Here is a 21,935-nt window from a genome sequence, read left to right as displayed (position 1 = left end):
TCTCCTCCTCAGATGTCGAGCACGAGGCGGGAGGTGCAGGCGCGTGAGCAGCAAGCGCAGATCATCAAGCCTTCTTCCTTCTCGCCGTCCGTCAGGAACTGGTCGCGGTGATCGGGCGTGCCCTCCAGCACATCCGTCACGCAGGTGCCGCAGACACCTTCCTCGCACTTTACCTCGATTTTCACGCCCGCACGGGCCAGTGCCTTGGCGATGGTGTCCTCCGGGCCAACCGTCACCGTGACGCCGGACAGGCGCGCCTCCACCTCGAAGCTTTCGCCGGTGGTGTCCACATCGGCGGAGAAATACTCCCGGTGCACGTGCGACGGGGCATGGCCCATCGCCTCGGCGCTGGAAATCACCCAGTCCATGAAGCCCTGCGGCCCGCAGACATAAAGATGGGTGCCTGCGTCCGGCTCCGGCAGGTCGCGCGGCAGCTGCAGGCGCTGGGCCTCGTCTTCATCGTCATGATGGAAGACCACCCGGTCCGCCCAGGCAGAGGCCGCGATCATGCTGCGGAACGCCGTGATGCCGGCCGAACGGGTGCAGTAATGCAGGGTGAAGTCCCGGCCGAGGGCATGGAGGCGCTGGGCCATGGCCAGCATCGGCGTGATGCCGATGCCGCCGCCGAAAAGCACCGTGCGGGTGGCGCTTTCCTCCAGCGGAAAGTGATTGCGCGGGCCCTCGATCCGGAAGCGTGCGCCGGGTGTTGCCAGCCGGTGGACCGCCTCCGAGCCGCCACGGCTCTTCGGGTCCTTCAGCACGCCGATTTCGTAAGCCGTATTCGTGGCAGGGTCCGAGCAGAGCGAGTACTGCCGCCACAGGTCGAGGCCGCCGTCCTGAAGGTGGATGTCGAGATGGGCACCGGCGGTGAACGGGGGCAGGGGCGCACCGTCCGGACTTGCCAGCCGCAGGCGGATGATGTTGCCCGGTTCCTCGATCCGCTCGGTGACGGTCAGCTCAAGCGTCTGTTTCGGACTGATCGCGTTCATCGCATGTAGATCCCGCCGTTGACGTCCCAGCAGGCGCCGGTGACGAATGCTGCCTCAGGTCCGGCCAGAAGGGCGACCAGCCCGGCCACGAAATCCGGATCCCCCAGTTTCCCCACCGGGATATTGGCCAGCGCACCGGCCATCTTTTCCGGGGTGATCACCGAGCGCACCATCGGCGTGTCCATGGGACCGGGGGCGATGGCGTTGCAGGTGACGCCGAAGGGGGCGAGATCACGGGCGAAGATCTTCGTCAGCGTCAGAATCGCGCCCTTGGAGGCGGCATAATGCGCGCCGGTGGCGGTGCCGCCGTTCTGGCCTGCGAGCGAGGCCATGTTGATGATCCGGCCATAGCCGCGGTCGCGGAAATGGCGGCCGAAGATCTGGCAGCCGGTGAAGGTGCCGCCCGCATTCACCGCCATGATGGCGTTGAAGTCGGCCGGATCGATCTCCAGCACGGGCTGGACGGCGGTGCGGGCGGCGTTGTTCACCAGCACCTCGACCGAGCCCCAGCGCTCGACGCTGCGGTCGAGGATGGTCTGGAAGTCATCCGGCTTCGTCACATCCAGCGTGCCGATGACCGCCGTCTCCCCGGCCAGGTCAAGCTCCTGCGCCAGCGCTTCGGCGGGGCCGGGATCCACGTCGGTGATGACGACGCGGAAACCGGCCTTGTGCAGGGCCCTGACGGCCAGGGCACCGAAACCGGTGGCCCCGCCCGTCACGACGGCTGTCTGGATCTTTTCAGGAAGCGGCGCTGCCATCAGAACAGATAGCTGAGCGCAGTCAGCTCCCCGTCAGAGTTGAGCAGCGTTGCCACCTTGTCACGGATGCGCAGGCCGTTTTCGGTGCGCAGCAGCACATAGCGCAGGTTCGCGCCAAAGACGCGCTGGCGGCCGAACTTGTCCTCGATCAGGTGCTGGGCGCAGCGCAGCGTCACCGTCTCCCCGTCCTGTGCCTCTATGACGAAGCGCGAGACGGTGCGGATGGTCTGGGCCGGGGGTGCGGAGGAGATGGAGAAACCGGCCTGAAAACGCTCGATCCGCATCTTGCGCATCTTGGCGTCGTCGTAGCACAGGTTCAGTTCGTCCTCGTAATTGCCGTCCGGATTGATCGGCATGATGTAATGGCCGTCGCCAGCCCACAGGGCGAGCCAGGCGTCATAGTCCTTGCGGTCCAGCAGCTCGGCCTCGTTCCAGACGAATTCGGCGATTTCCTGCAGGGTCACTGCGGATGTGATGGTGCTCATCGAGTTCATTGGTCCATCATCCTCTTCCACATCTTGTAGGCGGCGCGCATGCCGGTTTCCGCGCTCACATGGCCGCGCGGGCCGTGTTCGCCGGGCACTTCGTCAACAAGGCCGCGATTGACGAGGATCGGCAGATCCTCACCGCCCAGCGTGCCGCGCTGGACGCGTTCCCAAACTTCCGCATCATCGGGCGAGCCGAAGCCGAGCGGTCCCTGGAAATGCTCGTGCAGACGCAGGCGCATGCGGTTGGCCGCCACCGGGCCGCCGTCCATGCCGAGCGCGATGTGGCGGATGCCGGTTTCACGCACGTTGATCGGGCGCAGCACGCGGAAGAAGGACAGGGAGAAGGAGACGTTCGGGAAGAGATTCAGGTTGAAGCCTGCACCGCCCACCGCACGCACGATCTTGCGCACCTGATCTTCCGGATAGCCTTCGTCCCGCAGTTCCTGCGCCAGCGCTTCAAAGCGCTGCGGAATGGCGGCGTCGAGGTTGTCGTCGAGGTCGACGAGTTCCGGCATCATCACCATCACCGAATGGCCGTTGCCGAGGTCTTCCACGAAGCCTTCGCCCTCAAGGAAGGTGAAGGTGGCTTCGGCTTCCTTGTCCAGCGACTGCAGGAAGGACTTGTGCACCACGGGGAAGTGGTAGGCGTCGGTGGTGTTCTCCAACTGGATCTTCCAGTTGCCCGGGAAGGTGAACTGATGTTCGCCCAGTACCTTGATGGGGAAGCCGCCGCCCTGCTTCATGAACAGGTCGATCCACTTCTTCGCTCCGGCAAGGAAGCTTTCCAGCGGCTCGATCTCCTCGTTGAAGGTGGCGAAGATCATGCCCTGATAGCTTTCCACCCGCAGCTTCTTCAGGCCGTGAGCTTCCTTGTCGAAGTCCTCGCCATACTGCTCCGGATAGGGCAACCCGCGCAGGGAGCCGTCGAGGCCGTAGCCCCAGCCGTGATAGGGGCACTGGAAGGAGGAGGTCTTGCCCTTCTTCACCTCGCACACCGTTGCGGCCCGGTGGCGGCAGCGGTTGACCATCACGTGGATCTCGTTCTTGCGGTCCCGCACCACGATGACCGGCTGGCGGCCAACCCAGGAGCGGACGAAGGAGCCCTTGTCCGGGATTTCGGAGGTGTGGGCGACCCACACCCAGGTGCGGCCGAAGATGCGCTCCAGCTCTTCCTCGAAAAGCGCCTCGTCTTCGTACATCGGCGTCTTGACCCGGTCGAATTCGACCAGATCACCGGGTTGCGGTTGTGTTGCGGCGATCGTCATTTGAGCTCTTTCCTCTGGTTTGTTGCTTTGACCCTGATGGCGGCGTCTCACAGATCCGGGATCTGCAGCGCACGGCCCATGCGCGCCTCGATGCGCATGTAGCGCCACAGGCGGTGGTTCTCGTCGCCGACCTGAATGGTGCGGAACAGGTTGCAGGCCGCGACCACGGCATCCCGGTCCGGGAAGTCGCAGAGCATGTAGCAGGTCCACGGGAAGCCCGTGGGCGAGGTACCGACCATGGTCTCGTCGTCATCGATGGTGCCCAGGACGGTCACGCCGTCCATCTTGGCAACGCTCGACATGAACGTGGCAAAGCCCGTCCAGACGCTGCCGATCTTGTCGAAGGGCAGATCGAAGAAGTTCTGGTGCACGGCAATGCAGAGCAGGGTGCGGATCTGTTTGGCTTCAGCCATGCTGGCATCCTTTCGCTGGAAATGAAATTTGAGATCACGGATATCCGGGGGGCACGGGCTGACCGAGCAGGGCGGCGCCCGCCGCCTGCCAGCTGCCTGCGCCGATGAAGGCGTGCTGGGCAACGCAGGCCGCATCGATCATGCAGCGGCCGAGCGGATGGCCGCTCATCATCGCGTCCGAGCCGCCCATGACGAAGGCAAGGCGGGCGGCCTCGGCCCCGTCTTCAGCGGCCTTGGAGGCGGCGTGGCGCAGGCGGATGTGCGTGGCGCGGTCAACCTCGCCCTTTTCGAGCATCTGCTGCCAGCCTTCCTCGATGGCGTCGTAGAAACCGGCCCTTGCACCGGACAGGAGGCCCTCCGCACGGGCAAAGCCGGTCTGGATATAGCCGCGTGCCGCAGGGCTCGGTGCGCCGGTGATGGAGGCGCGCTTGGTGGCGTCCTCGCTCAGCCAGTCGAGAGCCGCACGTGCGGTGCCAAGGGCGACGACGGCCAGCACCTGTGCTGCGAGCGCCATCGCCGGATAGTGGAAGATCGGGTCGTCCATTTCCGGCTTGCCGCCCCGGATGAAGGTCCATTCTTCCGGCACCACGACCTTGTTCGCGACGATGTCGTGACTGCCGGTGGCACGCAGGCCGACCGTGTCCCAGGTTTCGTCCACGGTAACGGCATGGCGGGGCATGACGGCGGTGCGGGGCAGCGGGCTGTCCTCGCCCTCGATCCTGATGCCGGCACCGACCAGCGAGGCGCCCATGACGCCGGAGCCCCAGGGCCAGCGGCCGGTGACTTCCAGCCCGCCGGGCACGCGCTTGGCAAGCTGGGGCGGGAACAAGCCGCCTGCAAAGACTGTGTTGGGGTCCTTGCTGTAGATGGAGGCGTAGGTTTCCTTCGGCAGGGCCGCCAGATAGGTGGCCGAGACGCCAAAGCTGGCAACCCAGCCGGCCGAGGCATCGGCGCTGGCGATGTCCTCGATCAGCCGGCAGAAGGCCGCCGGAGACAGGGCGTCGCCGCCAAAACGCTCCGGCACGAAGGCACGGTAGATGCCGATGGCCTGAAACTGGCGCACGATATCGATCGGGATATGGCGCAGCTGATGAAATTCATGCCTGCGGGACCGGATCTCCGCCTTCAGGCTTTCGAGTGTCACGTCCGCTGGGGACTGGGAAAGGGCATCCATGGTCATTCCTCCACCTGGAAGTCTTTGAAGGTCTCGCAAAGCCAGCGGGCGATGGCGCAGACCTGCTCATCTCCCTGCTTGCGGCCAATGATCTGAAGTCCGGCGGGCAGCCCGTCCGGCGTGAGGAGCGGCAGAACCAGCGCCGGATGACCCGACAGGTTGAACGGCCGCAGATAGCGTGTGAGGGGGAGAACCCGCTGCGGATCATCCGCTTGCGAAAGGCGCGGCGGCACCACCGGCAGGGCCGGGGTCAGGATCGCGTCATGGCTGGCAAGGGCGGCATCCACTTCGGCCGTGAACCGGGCGCGCACCTCTTCGGCAGCGGCCAGATCCTCATCCGTGATGGCCATGGCTGCTGCGATGCGCGCCCTGACATCGGCGCCGAGCGGCGCGCCTTCCGTGACCAGATGGCCGAAGGCTGCTGCTGTTTCACGGCCGATCACCGTCATGCCCGCCTTGAAGGCGGCTTCCAGTGAGGGCAGGTTCACAGCGGTCAGCGCTCCTGCCTGGGGTGTGATCACCGGGGCGAGTGCTGCCAGGATGGCGGGCTCGGCATCCATGCCGGTGATGGCAAGTTTCGGCGCTGCCGTCAGGCGTGTTGGCGTGAAGCTGCCGTCGAGTGCGGCCATCGCCTGCTCGATCCGGTCCATGCTTCTGGCAAAGGGGCCGATGCAGTCGAGCGAGCTTTGCGCCGGGCTTGCGCCCTTGCGGCTGATCCGCCCGAAGGTGGGCTTGAAGCCGATGACGCCGCAGCAGACCGCAGGCTGGCGGATGGAGCCGCCGGTGTCGGTGCCGATGGCAAAGTCGACGAGCCCGCCAGCCACGGCGGCGGCAGAGCCCGAGGACGAGCCGCCGGGAATGATGTCCGGCCAGCGCGGATTGACCGGGGTGCCGAAGCGGGCGTTCACGCCCGTCATGCCGTAGGCAAGCTCGTGCATGTTGGTCTTGGCGGTGATGCGGCATCCGGCATCAAGCAGGGCCGCTACCACATCGGCATGCACTGTGGCGGCAGGGGCCGTGTCGAAGGCCGCCGAGCCGCAGCGCGTTACGGTGCCCGCGATGTCGATGCAGTCCTTGACCGCAACACGCGGACCCGTCTGGCCAAGCGCAAGCGTGGCCGTAAAGACCGGCGAGCCGCCGGTCAGGGCTGAAGAGTCATTTGTCATTTTTTCTATGCGGAGCGCTTGCGGCTCCGTTCCCTCTGGATACGGTAAAATTACCGCAAATCGAAAAGCCGTCAACGTAAAATCGTTGATGAGGATCAAAAAAATTGCTTGAAATCAATTAGATGAACGAAAAATGCGGCACCAGCCCTATCGGCTGTGCCGTTCCCTTCAGGCGCGGAATCAACACTCGGCGCAATGTCAAACGAAATACAGACGGCCAGAGCGTAACATGTAAAATCACGTGAATTGTTGCGTATTCTGAAAGTCTGTTTTGCGCCGGTGATGTCTGCTGCACCGCTTGCCCTTGCGGCCTTTGCAAGGGTTCTTGGTTTTGAAGGTGTTTTGCACGCGGTAGTCAGTAATCCTGTATTGGAAACTCATCTTTTGTACCGTATTACGTGAATATTACCGCTTGACCCTGAGGGCGGACGGCGCAAGCCTTGCGCCAGCGCGCAGGCGTGTGCCGGTTCATCTGACGGCTCATGCACCTGTTCATCTGCAACGAAAAGAGGGGAAGTCATGACTGAGACCACAAGGCTGGACGCACTGGTGCGGCGGATCGAGGTGCTGGAAGCGGAAGCCGATATCCGGCGCCTTCAGGCCCGTTACATGTTCCTGTGCGACACACCCATGCCGGAGTTCGGCGTGACCAGCGATGCGGAGCGCATCGACCTGATCATGGCGCTCTACACGGAAGATGCGGTGTGGGAAGGCGTTGGCGAATATTACGACAACCAGTTCGGCCGCGCTGTCGGGGCGGGGGCCATCCGCAAGCATTTCGAGGGGTTCTGGGGCGGCAAGACCGATCCGGCGCTGATCCTCAACTGCCACTATCTCACCTCGGAGCAGATCCACGTGCATGAGGGTGGGACAACGGCAGACGGGCAGTGGGTGCACATGCAGCCGTGGCTGTTCTCCGACGGCAAGGCGCTCCTGCGCTCCTCGCGCCTCAACAACACCTTCCGCAAGGAGCCGGACGGGGTCTGGAAGATCACCCGCACCCGCACGGAAAACGTCTTCGTTGCCCCGCTTCCGTCCACCTGGGCCTCGGACTATCCGTCAAAGTCCGTGCTGATGCGGCCCTGAGCGGGCTGCTCCTTCCGGCACCTGCAGTACGAGTTGAAGCCCCGGTCACCGCCGGGGCTTCAGCTTTTTGGGGGATGCTCTTCCCCGCCTCACTCCGCCTGCAGCACGAAGTCATAGGTTGCGTGCCATGTCTCGCTGTCCCGGTCGACCCGTTCGAAAGGCGTGATGAGCGAGGCCTTGACGCCGAACACGGCATCGCTTTCCAGATAGGGATCACCTGAAACGAAAAGATGGGTGATCACCCGCCGGTAGCCCGGTGCGGTGACCATGAAATGCATGTGGGCGGGCCGCCAGGGGTGGCGGCCAAGGGCATCGAGCAGCTGACCGGCCGGGCCGTCATGGGGGATCGGATAGGAGACGGGCCGGATGCCGCGGAAGGCATAGCGCCCGTCTGCGCCCGTGCGGAAGATGCCGCGGTTGTTGAAGGGCGGCTGCACTCCGGGCTGCTGCACGTCGTAGAAGCCGTCTTCATTGTCCGACCACACGTCAATCAGCGCGCCTTCGACGGGATTTCCATCCAGATCCAGCACCCGGCCCTCGAAGAGGCAGGTTTCGCCCTTGCCGTCGAGGCTGATGCTGTCGCCCATCTGCCGCTCCGGCGCCCCGTCCACATGGAAGGGGCCGAAGACGGTCGTCTCCGTTGCGCCTTCCGGCTGGCGGTGGTTGATGGCGTCCACCAGCATCGACACGCCCAGAATGTCCGACAGCAGGATGAACTCCTGCCGCGTGTCCGAGCAGATCTGGCCGCTGCGCGTGAGGAAGCTGATGGCTGCGGCCCATTCTTCTTCGGTCAGTTCCACGTCCTTGATGAAGGCATGCAGGTGATTGACGAGTGAGGTCATGACATGGGCAAGGCGCGGGCTGGTGGCAGGTCCAATGCGGCCGTTCACCTGCTCGGCAGACCGGTCTTCTGTGAAGTAGTCGATCATGGCGGTCTCCTTCGCTGTCAGTTGTCCATCCGGGGCAGGGACCCGTCATGGGCGCGCCGGAGCAGGGCCAGAATGGCCTGCCGCTCCAGCGGCCGCGGATTCCAGTAGGGATTGGAAAGGGCGATGTCTGCTGCCCGCTCAAGGCCGCTTTCCGGCATACCGATCTCAGCCAGGCTGACCGGTGCGCCCGTGGCGCGGGCAAGGTCCTGCAGGCGGCGGGCCGGATCGCTGCCCAGAACGCCGGCCAGCTGATCCATCACCTCCGGAATGGCCGGGGCATTATAGGCCAGCGCATGGGGCAGAAGCACCGTATGCGTCTCGGCATGGGGCAGGGCGAAACTGCCGCCCAGCGTGTGGCAGAGCTTGTGATGCAGCGCCATCCCGACGGAGCCAAGGCACAGGCCGCAGAGCCACGCGCCGTAAAGCGCCCTGCGCCGTGCTTCGCCATCATCAGGGGTGCGGTGGATGGTGGGCAGTGCTGCGGCCATGGCGCCGATGGCCTCGAGCGCCAGCAGGCCGATGACCGGATTGCGGTCCCGGGCATAAAGCGCTTCCACCGCATGGGCGATGGCATTCATGCCGCTGGTCATGCTGACATGGACCGGCAGGGCAAGGCTGAGGCTGACGTCATAGAGCACGGTCTGCGGCAGCACCTTGGCCGAAACCTGCGTCTGCTTCTGGCCGTTGCGGGTTTCGCCGAGAATAGGCGTCATCTCCGAGCCGGAGTAGGTGGTGGGGATGACGAGTTGCGGCAGGCCGGTGCGCAGTGCCACCGCCTTGGACAGGCCGATGGCGGAGCCGCCGCCTGCGGCCACCACCAGATCGGCCTTGCGGGTGCGGGCGGTGTCGGCGGCCAGATCGCTGATATCGACGGGCGTGTGCATCGCTGCGCCTGCAAAGGTGCCACAGACCCTGTCTCCGAGTGCCGCCGTGATGGTGTCCATCAGCCCGGTCTGGCGCGGGGTGGTGATGACCAGTACCCGCCGTGCCCCCAGCCGCTCGGCCTCCGCGTCCAGCTGATCAAGAGCGGTATCGGCGAAGATGACCCGCGCCGGATGGGCCGTGTAGGTAAAGCCTGCCATCACCGGTCCCTCTCCCCGTTCACTGGATAATCTACCTGATGGCGCGTGATCCGCAGGCCTTCCAGTGCATCACGAATGCGCAGATGGGCGGGATGAACTGCATAAGCCTTGAGCGCTTCGGCGCTTTCAAATTCGCTGAACAGCACCAGGTCGCAGGCGTAATCGATGCGGCTCACATCTATGCCGATCTCCAGACAGGTCATTCCGGGGATCAGCCCGCGCAGGCTTTCAAAGGCCGTCTTGATTTGTGCCTTGGCCTGATCCCGGTCTTCCGGTGTCTCTCCGGCCACATTCCACATCACGATATGCCGCACCGCTGCGGTGCTTCTAGTGCTCGCGTCCATTGCGGGCGCTCCCTCTGGATTGGTGCGGGCTGCTTCTCTTTGCGGCGGCCCTGTTCACGTGGCATCAGAGTTGCATTGGCTGATTAGGTGATAAATCCCGTAATCTGGGAATGTTTCTTGCCCGGCGCGCAAAAATGAACGCGCCCGCCGGGCATGCGACAGAACAATTGCAAGATATGTGTTTATACGGTAATAATACTGTAACAATCTTGCAGGAGGGGCAAGAATGGACCGGTTGGCAGAGCTTGAGGTATTCACCCAGATCGCCGATGCAGGCAGCCTGACGCGGGCGGCCGATGCACTTGGCCTGTCTGTCTCCGGCGTCAGCCGGCATCTGACCAGCCTGGAAAACCGGCTGGGCGTGAGGCTGGTGCAGCGGACGACGCGCCAGCTGTTCCTGACCGGGGAGGGGGAGCGGTTTGCGGCGAGCGCCCGGGAAATCCTCTCCAGCCTCAACGAGGCGGAAAGCAGCGTCAGTGCGGTGTCGGCCGAACCGCGCGGCACCATCCGTGTCGGTGCCTCGCTTGCCTTTGCCAAACTGCATCTGATGCCGGTGATCCGCGAATTCCGCGCGCGCTATCCGCTGGTCAACATCGAGCTGCAGGCTTCCAACCGCTATTACGACATGATCGAGAACGGTCTCGACCTTGCCATCCGCACCCGGCGGGGCGAGGCGGACAGCTCGATCACCATCCGCAAGCTGGCGGAGACCCAGCGCACCCTCGCTGCCTCGCCGGACTACATTGCCGCACGGGGCGAGCCTGTCCATCCGCATGATCTGGCGGACCACGACCTGCTGCTCTACAGCCTTGCCGATGACTGGGAGAACCTGACCTTCACCCGCGGCAACGAAAGCATGCGGATCCCGGTCAGCGGCACCATGGTGTGCAATGACGGGCTGCTGCTGCGCCAGGCCGCAAGGGACGGGCTCGGCATTGTCGTGCAGCCGTCCTATGTGCTGCATGACGATCTTCAGTCGGGCCGCCTCGTCAAGGTTCTGGAAGGCTGGCATCTGCCGCGCCTCAGCATGAACCTGGCCTTTCCCTCCCGCGCCCACATGCCCGCCCGCACCCGGCTCTTCATCGATGCGCTGGTCGAGTATTTCCGGCGCAACAATTTCGAGGCGCTGTGGTAGGCAGGCACCGGGCGGGGCTTATCCCTGTCCTGCCGTGCGGCTGCGCAGGCGTTCCATGTTGGCCACAAGGTCCGAGAACCGGTCCCCCTGCACGGCGATGTGGTCGCGCAGCAGGCAGCGGGCGCTGTCCTCGTTGCCGTCAAGGATTGCCGCAACGATGCCGGCATGTTCCTGCAGGGAGACTTTCATGCGGTTACGCACCCTGAGCTGCAGGCGGCGGTAGGGTCTGAGGCGCCGGTGCAGGGCGATGCATTGCTCCTTCAGGAAGGCGCTCTGGCTGGCGGCGTAGATCGCGTGGTGGAATTGCTCGTTCTCATAATAATAGGCGTCGGTGTCATCGCGTGCGGCGGCGGCCTCGCAGGCGGCGTGTGCGGCTTCCAGCGCGGTTCTGTCCCCGGCCGTGTGGCGGCGGGCGGCCAGCGCTCCGGCCATGCCTTCGAGCTCCGCCATCACGTCAAACATTTCCAGCACATAGTGCGGGCCCGGATCCACGATCACCGCACCGCGCCGGGGGCGGATCTCGACGAGGCCGATGGCGCTCAGCTGCATCAGGGCTTCGCGGATCGGCGTGCGTGACACGCCGTAGCGCGCCGCAAGCTGCGTCTCGTCCAGCCGCTGGCCCGGCTCGAATTCCCCCGTGACGATGCCGTTCTCGATCTCGTCCCGAAGCTTCTGGAATGTGTTCTCTGACATCGCTCCGCCCTCGCGTACGCCGTGAAATTTCTTGTATACAAGATTATTGACATCGCGTGCAAGGCAAACGCATCATTCGCTCTCATCCGGCAGGGAGGCCGGATTTCTGGGAGGAAGAACGATGAAGAAACTCACTCGCATGTTGAAGACAGGTGTGCTCCTTGCAGGCATGGCAGCGGCGGCAGGGTCTGCCAGCGCCCAGACCGTGCTCAAGGCCTCGCATCAGTTTCCCTGCGGCAAGGGTGATATCCGCGACGAAATGGTGCAGGTCATTGCGCGTGAAGTCGAGGCGGCGAATGTGGGGCTGACCGTGCAGGTCTTCCCCGGCTCCTCGCTGTTCAAGCCGAATGAGCAGTGGAACGCGCTGACCCGCGGCCTGCTGGAAATGACATCCTTTCCGCTCGACTATGCCTCCGGCCGCCATCCGGAGTTTTCGGTCACGCTGATGCCGGGGCTTGTCGGCAATTTCGACCGTGCCAACCGGCTCAATCAGTCCGAATTCATGCAGGATATCAAGAAGATCATCGAGGATAACGGCGCCATCGTCATTGCCGATGCGTGGCTGTCGGGTGCCTTTGCCTCCAAGAAGGGCTGCATCACCTCGCCCGATACGATGAAGGGGCAGGTGATCCGCGCCGCAGGTCCCGCATTTGAGGAGATGCTGGCCGCAGCCGGTGCCTCGATTGCCTCCATGCCGTCATCGGAAATCTACACCGGCATGCAGACTGGTGTTCTGGATGCGGCGAACACCTCGTCGGCCAGCTTCGTGTCCTACCGCCTGTTCGAACAGGCCAAGTGCCTGACGGCGCCGGGCGAGAATGCGCTGTGGTTCATGTATGAGCCGGTGCTCTTTTCCAAGCAGGTGTTCGAGCGCCTGACGCCGGAGCAGCAGGCCGCCGTTCTGGAGGCTGGCAAGAAAGCCGAAGCCTATTTCGACGCCGAGGTGCGCAAGGGCGATCAGCTGATGATCGACACCTACAAGAAGGCCGGGGTCGAGGTCGTTGAAATGTCGAAGGAGGATTATGACGCCTGGCTCGCGGTGGCTCAGGAGTCTGCCTACAAGAACTTTGCAGCCAAGGTGCCGAACGGCGGCGCCCTGATCGAAAAGGCCCTTGCGGTCGAGTGATACCGGCCCTCACACGGCCCGGACCTGCCGGACGGACAGGTCCGGGCCGCATGTGGACGGTCAAACTGAGAGGTTTGAAATGATCGGGGCCTATATCCGGGCAGTCGGGCATCTTTCGCGGGCTTTGGCCGTGATTGCCACACTGCTCATCATCGCGGCGATGCTGGTCGTCTGCCAGATGATCCTGATGCGCTACGTCTTTACATATCCAACGATCTGGCAGACGGACTTTGTGGTTTTCTCCGCGACAGCGGCCATGTTCCTCGGCGCGCCCTATGTGCTGATGAAGGGGGGGCATGTGGGCGTTGACGTGGTGGAGATGATGGTGGGGTCACGCACCCGCCACGGCCTCAAGATCCTCGGCAGCCTGCTGGGGCTCACCTTCTGCGCCATCATGCTCTGGGCGGTCTGGATCCAGTTCCACGAAGCCTGGGCCGGCAACTGGAAGCATGCCAGCATGTGGGCGCCGCCGCTGTGGATCCCCCTGTCGGCGCTGCCGCTCAGCTTTGCCATGCTGTGCCTGCAATATGTGGCGCAGATCCTGCTGCTCCTGACCGGTTCCGCCCCCACGGACACAGGCCATGCGGCGCTTGCCGGGGAGGGACGCTGATGAGCCCCATGGCTTCCGGTCTTCTGCTCATCGGTGCGCTCTTCGTGCTTCTGGGCACGGGCATGCCGATCGCCTTTGCCCTCGGCCTCGCCGCCGTCGCCGCCCTGTTCCTGCAGATCGGTCCCGGCATTGTCTATGTGCTCGGCGAAACCATGTTCGCCGGCATCGCCAACCTGGCCTATGTGTCGATCCCCATGTTCGTGCTCATGGGCGCGGCGGTGGCCTCCTCGCCTGCGGGCTCGGATCTCTACACGGCGCTGGACCGCTGGCTCAACCGGGTGCCGGGCGGGCTGGTTCTGTCCAACATCGGTGCCTGCGCCATCTTTTCCGGCATGACCGGCTCATCGCCCGCCACCTGTGCGGCCATCGGCAAGATGGGCATTCCGGAGATGCAGAACCGGGGTTACCCCAACTCCGTGGCGGCGGGCTCCATCGCGGCGGGCGGCACGCTCGGCATCCTGATCCCGCCTTCGGTGACGCTCATCGTCTATGGCATCGCCACGGAAACCTCCATCGGCCGCCTGTTCATGGCCGGGGTGTTTCCGGGTATCATGCTCACGGCCATGTTCATGATCTGGGCGCTGGTCGACTGCCGCCGCAAGGGCTATGACCTCAGCGGCCGGGGCATCAGCTTTACGTTGAAGCAGAAGGTGGAGCAGCTGCCGCGCATCCTGCCGTTCCTGCTGATCATCGCGGGGACGCTCTATGTGCTCTACGGCGGTGTGGCAACGCCGTCCGAAGCGGCAGGGGCAGGGGCGTTTCTGACGCTTGTGGTCGTGGTGATTGCCTACCGGCTGTTCCGCTTCAAGCCCGTGTCGCAGATCTTCGGCTCGGCCATGCGCGAGAGCGTGATGATCATGATGATTATGGCGGCGGCAGAACTTTTCGCCTTCGCCCTGTCGTCGCTGTTCATCACCCAGACGGTGGCAACGGCCATTGCCGGGATGGATCTGAACCCCTGGGTGCTGATGCTGGTCATCAACGTCTTCCTGCTCGTCTGCGGCATGTTCCTGCCGCCGGTGGCGGTGATCGTGATGACGGCGCCGATGCTATTCCCCATCGTCACCCAGGCGGGCTTTGATCCCTACTGGTTCGCAATCGTGCTGACGATCAACATGGAAGTGGGGCTGATCACGCCGCCCATCGGGCTCAATCTCTTCGTCATCAACGCCATTGCGCCGAAGATCCCGACGAAGGATATCCTGTGGGGGGCGCTGCCCTATGTGCTGGTGATGTTCCTTGCGATCTTCATCCTGTGCCTCTTCCCGGGGATCGCAACCTGGTTACCCAACCAAATGCTCGGAGCGGTCTGATGAACACCACATCCTTCTTCAGTGAAATGCTGCAGGCCATCACGGAACGGGGGCGCCGCCTCCTGTCCATCTCGCCCCAGACCGGAGATGACGATCCGCTCGCCATCCTAGAGCAGCGCTGCGACACGCTGCTGTCCAGTCAGGGCGAGGCCTCCGGCATGGCACTGGCCAAGGATGTGCTGACCCGCTGGGACCAGCTGGACGAGGCCGGGAAGACCGGCTTCGCCCGGCTGCTGCTGGACCGCTTCGGCCCCAACACCGGACGGCTGGAAAAGGCCATCAAGGCCTATCAGGAAGACCCGTCACCGGTGTCGCTGGCTGCTCTGCATACGGCCAGCGAGCCGCGCCGGCAGGAACTGATCCGCCGGCTCAATCTGGCGCCCGATGCCATCGCCACGCTGGTGCGCATGCGTGAGGCGCTTTTGAAGATGAAGGCCTCCGACAGGGCGCTGGAGACGGTCGATCAGGATTTTGCCCATCTCTTTGCCTCCTGGTTCAACCGGGGTTTTCTCACCCTGCGCTCGATCAGCTGGTCGACGCCCGCCAACATTCTGGAAAAGATCATCCGTTATGAAGCGGTTCATCACATCGGCGGCTGGGAGGAGCTGCGCCTGCGGCTGGCGCCCGAGGACCGCCGCTGCTTTGCCTTCTTTCATCCCCGGCTTGCCGATGATCCGCTGATTTTCGTGGAAGTGGCGCTGACGACCGCAACGTCGGACACGATTGCCGAGGTGCTGCGCGAAGAGCGTGAGCCCATTGGCGCCGGAGAGGCGACGACGGCGGTGTTTTATTCCATCTCCAACTGTCAGGACGGCCTGCGCGGTATTTCCTTCGGCAACTTCCTCATCAAGCAGGTGGTGGAGGATCTGCGGCGGGAGCTGCCGAAACTGGAAACCTTCGTCACCCTGTCGCCGGTCCCCGGCTTTGCCGCCTGGCTTTCACGCGAGCGCCGGGCGGAGGTCTCCGATGTGCTGAGCGCGCAGGACCGGGAGGTGCTGCAGGGGCTTGATACGGAAGGCTGGCATCTGGATGAGGAGCTTTCCGGGCGCATCCGGCCCGTGTTGATGGGGGCTGCCGCCTGGTATTTCCTCAAGGCCCGCACGCCGCAGGGCAAGGTGGTCGATCCGGTCGCCCGGTTCCATCTGGGCAATGGTGCCCGGCTGGAGCGGTTGAATTTCCTCGGCGATCTTTCGCCCCGTGCGCTCGAACAGTCGCATGGGCTGATGGTCAATTATCTCTACAAGCTCGACGACATCGAAACCAATCACGAGGCCTTCGCCGTCCGCGGTGAAGTGGCGGCCTCCTCTCAGGTCCGCAAGCAATTGCCGCCGGACCGGCAGCCCCGCCAGCTCGTTCCCGTTGCCTCCAGCCCGTCCGAGGACGGCACAAAGACAAAATCCACCAAGGAGTTCACCGCATGAGCAATCACCTTTTCGATGCAATCCGGGCCGCCGCCACTCCGGCTGCACCTTTCATCGAAACCCTCGACGGCCGGTCCTGGACCTATCAGGACATGATGGACCAGTCGGGGAAGCTTGCGGGCGTGCTGATCGAACTGGGCGTCGAGCCGGGGGACCGGGTGGCGGTACAGGTGGAAAAGAGCGCCGAAGCGCTGATGCTCTATCTTGCCTGCGTGCGGGCAGGGGCGGTCTATCTGCCGCTGAACACCGCCTATACGCTGGCCGAGCTGGACTATTTCATTTCCGATGCCGAGCCGCGCCTCGTCGTCTGCGCTCCGAAGGCGAGAGAAGGGCTTGAGCCGGTGGCGGCGAAATATGGCGCCCGTGTCGAGACGCTGGACGACACAGGCGGCGGCAGCCTGATGGACAAGGTCACCGGCAAACCTGCGGACTTTGCCGATGTCCAGCGCGGCCCGGATGATCTGGCGGCCATTCTCTACACCTCCGGCACCACCGGCCGGTCGAAGGGGGCGATGCTCTCCCACGACAACCTTTTGTCCAATGCCGCGACTTTGCGCGAATACTGGCGCTTCACCAGCGGTGACCGGCTGATCCATGCGCTGCCGATCTTCCACACTCATGGCCTCTTCGTTGCCTCCAACGTGATCATGCTGTCCGGCGCTTCCATGTATTTCCTCAGCAAGTTCGATCCGGAGGCGGTGCTGCGGCTGATGCAGTCGGCCAGCGTGCTGATGGGCGTGCCGACCTTCTATGTCCGCCTGTTGCAGAGCGAGGGGCTAACCAAGGAGGCAACGGCGCGCATGCGGCTGTTCATCTCCGGTTCGGCGCCGCTTCTGGCCGATACGCACCGCCAGTTCGAAGAGGCCACCGGCCATCGCATCCTTGAGCGCTACGGCATGACCGAGACGAACATGAACACGTCGAACCCCTATGAGGGCGAGCGTGTGGCCGGAACGGTTGGTTTCCCGCTGCCGGGCGTGTCGCTGCGTGTCACCGATCCGGAGACGGGTGCGTCTGTTGCGGATGGCGAGACCGGCATGATCGAGGTGAAGGGGCCGAATGTGTTCCAGGGCTACTGGCGCATGCCGGAGAAGACCAGGGCCGAGTTCCGCGACGACGGCTTCTTCATTACCGGTGACCTCGGCAAGATCGATGAACGCGGCTATGTCCACATCGTCGGGCGCGGCAAGGACCTCGTGATTTCCGGTGGCTATAATATCTATCCCAAGGAAGTCGAGACCGAGATCGACCAGCTGGCCGGCGTGGTGGAAAGCGCCGTCATCGGCGTGGCCCATCCGGATTTCGGTGAAGGCGTCACCGCCATCGTCGTGCGCCAGAAAGGCGCGAATCTGGCGGAAACCGATGTTCTGGCAAAGCTGCAGGACCGGCTGGCGCGTTACAAGCAGCCCAAGCGGGTGATTTTTGTGGATGAATTGCCGCGCAACACCATGGGCAAGGTGCAGAAGAACGTGCTGCGCGACACCTATGCCGGGCTTTATCAGTCCTGACACAAAGACGTGAGATTGTCCCCGGCCTCAAGATGATTTGCCTGAGGCCGGGGCTGGCGTGGTATTGCTGCCCGGTGTCAATGGATGGACGTAGATGGGCCGGACCAGTCATTCGCTTCTTGCTGCCGCCATGGCAGCGTGTTTCGCATTTCCTTTCGCAGCAGATCAGGCGCAGGCCCGTGTGACGGGTTTCACCATTGTCTCCCAGCGCCCCGTCTTCGAGGGCCGGACCTTTGGCGCAGTGGGTGCCTATGAGCGCATCGATGCCATTGCCGAATTCGCCGTCGATCCGGACGAGCCGCGCCTTGATGCGATTGTGGGTGTCGATGATGCGCCGGTGAATGCGGAAGGTGACGTGGAGTTTTCCGCCAATGTCACCATCCTGAAACCTGCCGATCCTGCCCGTGCCTCCGGGCTGCTGTTCTATGAAATCGCCAACCGGGGCCGCAGCATCAGCCCCATCCTGCTGAACCTTGCACCGGGCGCCTCCGTTCCGGACAAGGCGGCGGATGCAGGCGATGGCTTTCAGATGCTGCGCGGCGACACCATTGTGTGGTCCGGCTGGCAGGCCGATGTAGCGGCAGATCTGTTCCGCCTCAATCTGCCGGTGCTGGAAGGCAAGACCGGGCTGGCGCGCGAGCAGGTGGTCTTTGACCGGCTGGAAGACAGCAGCACGCTGGCGCTGAAGTTTCCCATGGCAAGCCTTGATCCGTCCGCCATAAGGGTGACGGTGCAGGCCGGGCCCGATGCGCCGGCCGTGCCGCTGCCCTTTGTGATCGACAACGAGAGCCAGATCACCATCACCCGCAGCAAGGACCATGATGCGGGCGCCATCCATGAGGTGGTTTATACCGCGAAAAATCCGGTCCCGGCGGGGCTTGGTTTTGCCGCCGTCAGCGACCTCAATTCCTTCCTGCGCGGGTTGCCGGGGCATGAGGCGATCCCGCCCTTGAAAAACATCCGCCACACGGTCGTCATGGGCATTTCCCAGTCGGGCCGCTTCCTGCGGGACTTCCTCTACCACGGCTTCAACGCCGATGGCCTCGGCCGCAAGGTCTTTGATGGGGCGATGGTGCATGTCGCCGGATCGCGCAAGCTCTTCCTGAACTATCCCTTCTCGCAGCCGGGCCGCTACTCCCGTCAGCACGAGGAGCATGATTATCCGGGCGACCAGTTCCCCTTCAGCTATGCCATGAGCACGGACCCGCTGACGAACCGCTCCGATTCGGTGCTGGCGCGCTGCGAGGCCAGCAAAACCTGCCCCAAGCTGATGCATTCGGACAGTTCTACGGAGTTCTGGCAGGCGCGTTCGGCGCTGATTACCCTAGGCCCCGATGGCGCGCCCCTGACCATGCCGGAGAATGTCCGGCTCTACGGCCTTGCCAGCGTGCCGCATCTCAACACCTGGACGGCACGGCCGACGGAAAACGCCAGCTGCCTGTTTGCCTTCAATCCCTTGAGCCCCGCGCCGGTGATGCGGGCCCTCTATGATGCCATGGCAAAATGGGTCGAGGGCAGCGGGCTGCCGCCGGAAAGCCGGTTCCCGAGCCTCGCTGACGGCACGCTTGTGCCCCATGACGGGTTCACCATGCCGCTGATCGGCGGGGTGCATCTGAAGCCGCCCTATAATGTGGTCCGGGTGGAAAACCACACGGCTGTCCCCCCCCTGCATGGCGCGGCCTATCCGGCCTTTGTCCCGGCGGTGGATCAGGACGGGCTGGAAACAGGCGGTATCCGCCTCCCGGCAGTCGCGGCACCTGCCGCCAGCTATCTCGGCTGGAACCTGCGGCGCAAGGGCTATGCGGAGGGCGCACTCTGCGGCCTTGCCGGATCCTACATTCCCTTGCCCCGCAGCATTCTGGCCGAAGATGGCCGCAAACCTTTCGCTCAGCGCTACGAGACCAAACAGGCCTATCTGGCGGCTGTCGAAGGGGCCGCGAAGGACCTGATCAATTCCGGCTACATGCTGGAGGCCGACATGGGGCTGGTGGTCGAAAGAGCCAAGGAAGACGCCGCAGCATTGCCTTGAGCCGTGCCCGGCACTCTTCGCACCTACCCCATATGCCGTTCCAGAACCATGTGGGTGGTGAGGCCTGAGACGAGGGGCAGGGCGTCGATGGCGGCGCGGATGGCTTCGATGCCGGCCATATCCGCAGCCTCGGCGAAGATGACGAGGTCGATGGGACCGGCCAGAGCATGGATCCTGCGGATGCCCGGGATCTTTTCCAGATGCGGCATCAGCTTGGCGCAGCTGCCGCCCGGCGCATGGGTGACGAGGAAATGGGCCGCCACCTTGCCCGTGCTCCCGGCCGGTTCCACCGTTGTGAAGCCACTGATGGCGCCGCTGCGCAGCAGCCGGTTCAGCCGGTCCTGCGTGGCACTGCGCGACAGGCCGATGTCCCTTGCCAGCGCCACGAGCGGGCGGCGGGCATCGCGGCGGAGCGCGGTCAGAAGCAGCTGATCCTTCTCATCCATGGCCTTAACCATCCTCCACGCCCAGACCGGCACAATGCCGGTCATATCCGGCGTCTTGCCGGGGTGCAACCGGCAGCGCTGCGGGCGATAGAAGCGGCATCACTTCTGAGGTTCCTGACGGAGATCGAGACCCATGCTGCCACTCAACGAAAAGACCGTGCTGCTGCCGGTCGACATGCAGGCCGCCTTCGACGGGGCGCCCTGGCCGCCGCGCTGGAACGCGGATATCGACCGCAACGGGCTGGCGCTGCTGGGTCTGTGGCGCAAGCTGGGCCTGCCTATCATCCACGTGCGGCATGATTCTGCCGAGCCCGGCTCGACGCTCCGGTCCGGGCAGCCCGGCAACCGCTTCCGCCCCGGCTTTGAGCCGCAGAACGGCGAGCAGCTGGTGGTGAAGAGCGTCAATTCGGCCTTCATCGGCACGGATCTGGATCTGCGCCTGCGCCGCCTTGGGGCTGAGGATGTGGTGGTCTTCGGCATTTCCACGGACATGTGCGTTTCCACGACGATCCGCACGGGAGCGAATTTCGGGTGGCGCATGACGCTGGTCGAAGATGCCTGTGACTGTTTCGATTTGCCGGGAGAGGGCGGGACGGTCATTCCCGCGCGCACCGTTCACGAGGTGCACAGAGCCACGCTTGGCTTTGAGTTCTGCAAGCTCGTCAGGACAGCGGAGCTTCTTGCCTCTGCCAGCTGAACCGGGGGCGCGATCTTCCAATTGCGGACCGGAAGCCGATAGCCCACCCATTGCTTCTGGCTGCAAGCGCATCACCGGTCCGTCAGCAGGATCCGGTGATGCGCGTTTTCTTTGGTTACTTCACTTCGATGACGAACTGATCGCGCGGGCGGCGCACCTTCTTCAGGCTGGCCAGCCAGTCGTTGGCTGCATCCCGGTAGCCGAGCGGCAGAATGGTGACGGACCGCAGACCCTTGGCGCGCAGGCCCAGAATCTCGTCGAGCTTGTCCGCGTCAAAACCTTCCATCGGGGTGGAATCAACGCCTTCGAAGGCCGCTGCAGCCAGGGCAATGCCGAAGGCGATATAGGCCTGACGGGCAGCGTGCTGATAATTGGTCTCGGCATCGCGCGGCACATAGGTGTTCAGCAGCATCTGCCGGTAGTTTTCCCAGCCTTCATTGGTGAAGCCGCGTTCCTCGTTGACGAGGTCGAACATCATGTTGATGCGGTCTGCCGTGTAGTTGTCCCAGGCGGCAAACACCAGCAGGTGCGATCCTTCGGTGACCTGCGCCTGGTTCCAGGCGATTTCCTGGATTCTGGTGCGGATTTCCGGATTGGTCACGACGATAACCTCGAACGGCTGCAGTCCGCTGGAGGTGGGCGCAAGGCGGGCAGCCTCAAGGATGCGCTCGACCTTGTCTTCGGAAACCGTCTTCGACGGGTCCATCTTCTTGGTCGCATAGCGCCAGTTCAGCTTTTCAATCAGCATTCTATGGCCTTTCGGGCTGGAAAGCCGCGGCCAGGGGAGGGGAAAGGGGCTGGCCGCGTCAAGACAACTGTCTGCAGCTAGATAAACCTTCTTATCGCTGCTTCAAGGCTCCGGTTGCCCGCGGTCCGTTTTGTGTCAGCGTTTGGCCAGCGGCTCGGGCGGGCCGGAAAATTCCAGCCCGAGTTCCGTATCCGTGCGCCAGACAACGCGCACGGGCCGGCGGATATTCTCGCTGTCGATATAGAGCAGCAGCTCGTCCGGGATGAGATGGGTGTTATCGACCTTCACCATCACGCCCCCTTCAGACAGATTGCGGATCATGCCGTCGAAAACCCGGTCAAGATTGCCGAAGACCAATCTGGCCGATTTGAGCGCCCGCCGCCGCGGGCTGCTGCGCTTTTCCTCGTTCATGCGGGTGCTCCCAGCCAATGCCCTTTGTTGGGTGCGTGTATCTTCTTGTTATATTTCAAGAATATTTCATTCGCTTCACATTGGAAAGGATAGTCTGCGAAATT

General features: G+C 63.8%; 23 protein-coding genes. 9 read left to right on the top strand and 14 right to left on the bottom strand.

What is annotated here, in order from left to right:
• Positions 1 to 8: 8 nt before the first annotated feature.
• From ACVNHC_RS12365 to ACVNHC_RS12335, 7 genes are read right to left on the bottom strand one after another with little or no spacing between them, the layout of a single operon-like run.
• Positions 9 to 989, bottom strand: coding sequence for a PDR/VanB family oxidoreductase (locus tag ACVNHC_RS12365; protein WP_050473247.1), 981 nt, complete (start codon positions 987 to 989; stop codon positions 9 to 11).
• Positions 986 to 1,747, bottom strand: coding sequence for an SDR family NAD(P)-dependent oxidoreductase (locus ACVNHC_RS12360; protein WP_058899731.1), 762 nt, complete (start codon positions 1,745 to 1,747; stop codon positions 986 to 988). The genes ACVNHC_RS12365 and ACVNHC_RS12360 overlap by 4 nt, the downstream gene beginning before the upstream one ends.
• On the bottom strand, positions 1,747 to 2,241 hold the full coding sequence (locus tag ACVNHC_RS12355; protein WP_186393320.1) for an aromatic-ring-hydroxylating dioxygenase subunit beta: 495 nt from the start codon (positions 2,239 to 2,241) through the stop codon (positions 1,747 to 1,749). The genes ACVNHC_RS12360 and ACVNHC_RS12355 overlap by 1 nt, the downstream gene beginning before the upstream one ends.
• Positions 2,238 to 3,500 (bottom strand): aromatic ring-hydroxylating oxygenase subunit alpha, encoded by a 1,263-nt coding sequence (locus tag ACVNHC_RS12350; protein WP_058899732.1) that lies wholly within the window; start codon positions 3,498 to 3,500, stop codon positions 2,238 to 2,240. Before ACVNHC_RS12350 ends, ACVNHC_RS12355 begins: the two co-directional genes overlap by 4 nt.
• Before the next feature lie 47 nt (positions 3,501 to 3,547).
• Complete coding sequence (locus ACVNHC_RS12345) at positions 3,548 to 3,913, bottom strand: hypothetical protein (protein WP_050473251.1); 366 nt, start codon at positions 3,911 to 3,913, stop codon at positions 3,548 to 3,550.
• Between the two features lie 34 nt (positions 3,914 to 3,947).
• On the bottom strand, positions 3,948 to 5,087 hold the full coding sequence (locus ACVNHC_RS12340) for an acyl-CoA dehydrogenase family protein (protein ID WP_457167450.1): 1,140 nt from the start codon (positions 5,085 to 5,087) through the stop codon (positions 3,948 to 3,950).
• A 2-nt stretch (positions 5,088 to 5,089) separates the two neighbouring features.
• Positions 5,090 to 6,253 carry an amidase gene (locus tag ACVNHC_RS12335; RefSeq protein ID WP_457167449.1) on the bottom strand — a complete coding sequence of 388 codons (1,164 nt, stop codon included), beginning with the start codon at positions 6,251 to 6,253 and terminating at the stop codon, positions 5,090 to 5,092.
• A 519-nt stretch (positions 6,254 to 6,772) separates the two neighbouring features.
• On the opposite strand from ACVNHC_RS12335, the gene ACVNHC_RS12330 reads away from it, so the two are divergent.
• Positions 6,773 to 7,339 (top strand): nuclear transport factor 2 family protein, encoded by a 567-nt coding sequence (locus tag ACVNHC_RS12330; protein WP_457167448.1) that lies wholly within the window; start codon positions 6,773 to 6,775, stop codon positions 7,337 to 7,339.
• Positions 7,340 to 7,428: 89 nt separating this feature from the next.
• Here ACVNHC_RS12330 and ACVNHC_RS12325 read toward each other — a convergent pair whose 3' ends face one another.
• The 3 genes from ACVNHC_RS12325 to ACVNHC_RS12315 are packed head-to-tail and all read right to left on the bottom strand — an operon-like array spanning position 7,429 to position 9,694.
• On the bottom strand, positions 7,429 to 8,268 hold the full coding sequence (locus tag ACVNHC_RS12325; protein WP_457167447.1) for an intradiol ring-cleavage dioxygenase: 840 nt from the start codon (positions 8,266 to 8,268) through the stop codon (positions 7,429 to 7,431).
• A 17-nt stretch (positions 8,269 to 8,285) separates the two neighbouring features.
• Positions 8,286 to 9,350, bottom strand: a complete 1,065-nt coding sequence (locus tag ACVNHC_RS12320; protein ID WP_457167446.1) for a maleylacetate reductase — start codon at positions 9,348 to 9,350, stop codon at positions 8,286 to 8,288.
• Positions 9,350 to 9,694 (bottom strand): Dabb family protein, encoded by a 345-nt coding sequence (locus ACVNHC_RS12315; RefSeq protein ID WP_457167445.1) that lies wholly within the window; start codon positions 9,692 to 9,694, stop codon positions 9,350 to 9,352. The genes ACVNHC_RS12320 and ACVNHC_RS12315 overlap by 1 nt, the downstream gene beginning before the upstream one ends.
• 226 nt (positions 9,695 to 9,920) lie before the next feature.
• On the opposite strand from ACVNHC_RS12315, the gene ACVNHC_RS12310 reads away from it, so the two are divergent.
• Entirely contained in the window at positions 9,921 to 10,829 is a 909-nt protein-coding gene (locus ACVNHC_RS12310) for a LysR family transcriptional regulator (protein ID WP_457167444.1), read from the top strand.
• An 18-nt stretch (positions 10,830 to 10,847) separates the two neighbouring features.
• On the opposite strand, the gene ACVNHC_RS12305 is transcribed toward ACVNHC_RS12310, so the two are convergent.
• A complete protein-coding gene (locus tag ACVNHC_RS12305) occupies positions 10,848 to 11,522 on the bottom strand; it encodes a GntR family transcriptional regulator (RefSeq protein ID WP_457167443.1) in 675 nt (224 codons plus the stop codon).
• Positions 11,523 to 11,661: 139 nt separating this feature from the next.
• Here ACVNHC_RS12305 and ACVNHC_RS12300 point away from each other — a divergent pair, with 139 nt between their 5' ends.
• The 6 genes from ACVNHC_RS12300 (at position 11,662) to ACVNHC_RS12275 (ending at position 19,529) form a co-directional block, all read left to right on the top strand.
• Positions 11,662 to 12,648 (top strand): TRAP transporter substrate-binding protein, encoded by a 987-nt coding sequence (locus ACVNHC_RS12300; RefSeq protein WP_457167700.1) that lies wholly within the window; start codon positions 11,662 to 11,664, stop codon positions 12,646 to 12,648.
• 79 nt (positions 12,649 to 12,727) lie between these two features.
• Positions 12,728 to 13,258 carry a TRAP transporter small permease subunit gene (locus ACVNHC_RS12295; protein WP_094461824.1) on the top strand — a complete coding sequence of 177 codons (531 nt, stop codon included), beginning with the start codon at positions 12,728 to 12,730 and terminating at the stop codon, positions 13,256 to 13,258.
• Positions 13,258 to 14,571: a TRAP transporter large permease gene (locus ACVNHC_RS12290; RefSeq protein WP_457167442.1), complete on the top strand. Its 1,314-nt coding sequence runs from the start codon at positions 13,258 to 13,260 to the stop codon at positions 14,569 to 14,571. Before ACVNHC_RS12295 ends, ACVNHC_RS12290 begins: the two co-directional genes overlap by 1 nt.
• Positions 14,571 to 15,992, top strand: a complete 1,422-nt coding sequence (locus ACVNHC_RS12285; protein ID WP_457167441.1) for a malonyl-CoA decarboxylase — start codon at positions 14,571 to 14,573, stop codon at positions 15,990 to 15,992. Before ACVNHC_RS12290 ends, ACVNHC_RS12285 begins: the two co-directional genes overlap by 1 nt.
• Positions 15,989 to 17,500 (top strand): malonate--CoA ligase, encoded by a 1,512-nt coding sequence (locus ACVNHC_RS12280; RefSeq protein WP_457167440.1) that lies wholly within the window; start codon positions 15,989 to 15,991, stop codon positions 17,498 to 17,500. The genes ACVNHC_RS12285 and ACVNHC_RS12280 overlap by 4 nt, the downstream gene beginning before the upstream one ends.
• Before the next feature lie 94 nt (positions 17,501 to 17,594).
• Positions 17,595 to 19,529: an alpha/beta hydrolase domain-containing protein gene (locus ACVNHC_RS12275; protein ID WP_457167439.1), complete on the top strand. Its 1,935-nt coding sequence runs from the start codon at positions 17,595 to 17,597 to the stop codon at positions 19,527 to 19,529.
• 23 nt (positions 19,530 to 19,552) lie between these two features.
• Here ACVNHC_RS12275 and ACVNHC_RS12270 read toward each other — a convergent pair whose 3' ends face one another.
• Positions 19,553 to 19,975 carry an Lrp/AsnC family transcriptional regulator gene (locus ACVNHC_RS12270; protein WP_457167438.1) on the bottom strand — a complete coding sequence of 141 codons (423 nt, stop codon included), beginning with the start codon at positions 19,973 to 19,975 and terminating at the stop codon, positions 19,553 to 19,555.
• A gap of 133 nt (positions 19,976 to 20,108) precedes the next feature.
• On the opposite strand from ACVNHC_RS12270, the gene ACVNHC_RS12265 reads away from it, so the two are divergent.
• Positions 20,109 to 20,672, top strand: coding sequence for a cysteine hydrolase family protein (locus ACVNHC_RS12265; RefSeq protein WP_457167437.1), 564 nt, complete (start codon positions 20,109 to 20,111; stop codon positions 20,670 to 20,672).
• Between the two features lie 115 nt (positions 20,673 to 20,787).
• On the opposite strand, the gene ACVNHC_RS12260 is transcribed toward ACVNHC_RS12265, so the two are convergent.
• Together ACVNHC_RS12260 and ACVNHC_RS12255 are read right to left on the bottom strand one after the other, a co-directional pair.
• On the bottom strand, positions 20,788 to 21,420 hold the full coding sequence (locus tag ACVNHC_RS12260) for an NAD(P)H-dependent oxidoreductase (RefSeq protein ID WP_457167436.1): 633 nt from the start codon (positions 21,418 to 21,420) through the stop codon (positions 20,788 to 20,790).
• Between the two features lie 135 nt (positions 21,421 to 21,555).
• A complete protein-coding gene (locus ACVNHC_RS12255; protein WP_050473264.1) occupies positions 21,556 to 21,831 on the bottom strand; it encodes a PilZ domain-containing protein in 276 nt (91 codons plus the stop codon).
• Positions 21,832 to 21,935 lie beyond the last annotated feature (104 nt).

It is taken from the genome of Pannonibacter sp. Q-1 (assembly GCF_054073275.1).
This window is presented reverse-complemented; position numbering and strand designations above follow the sequence as displayed.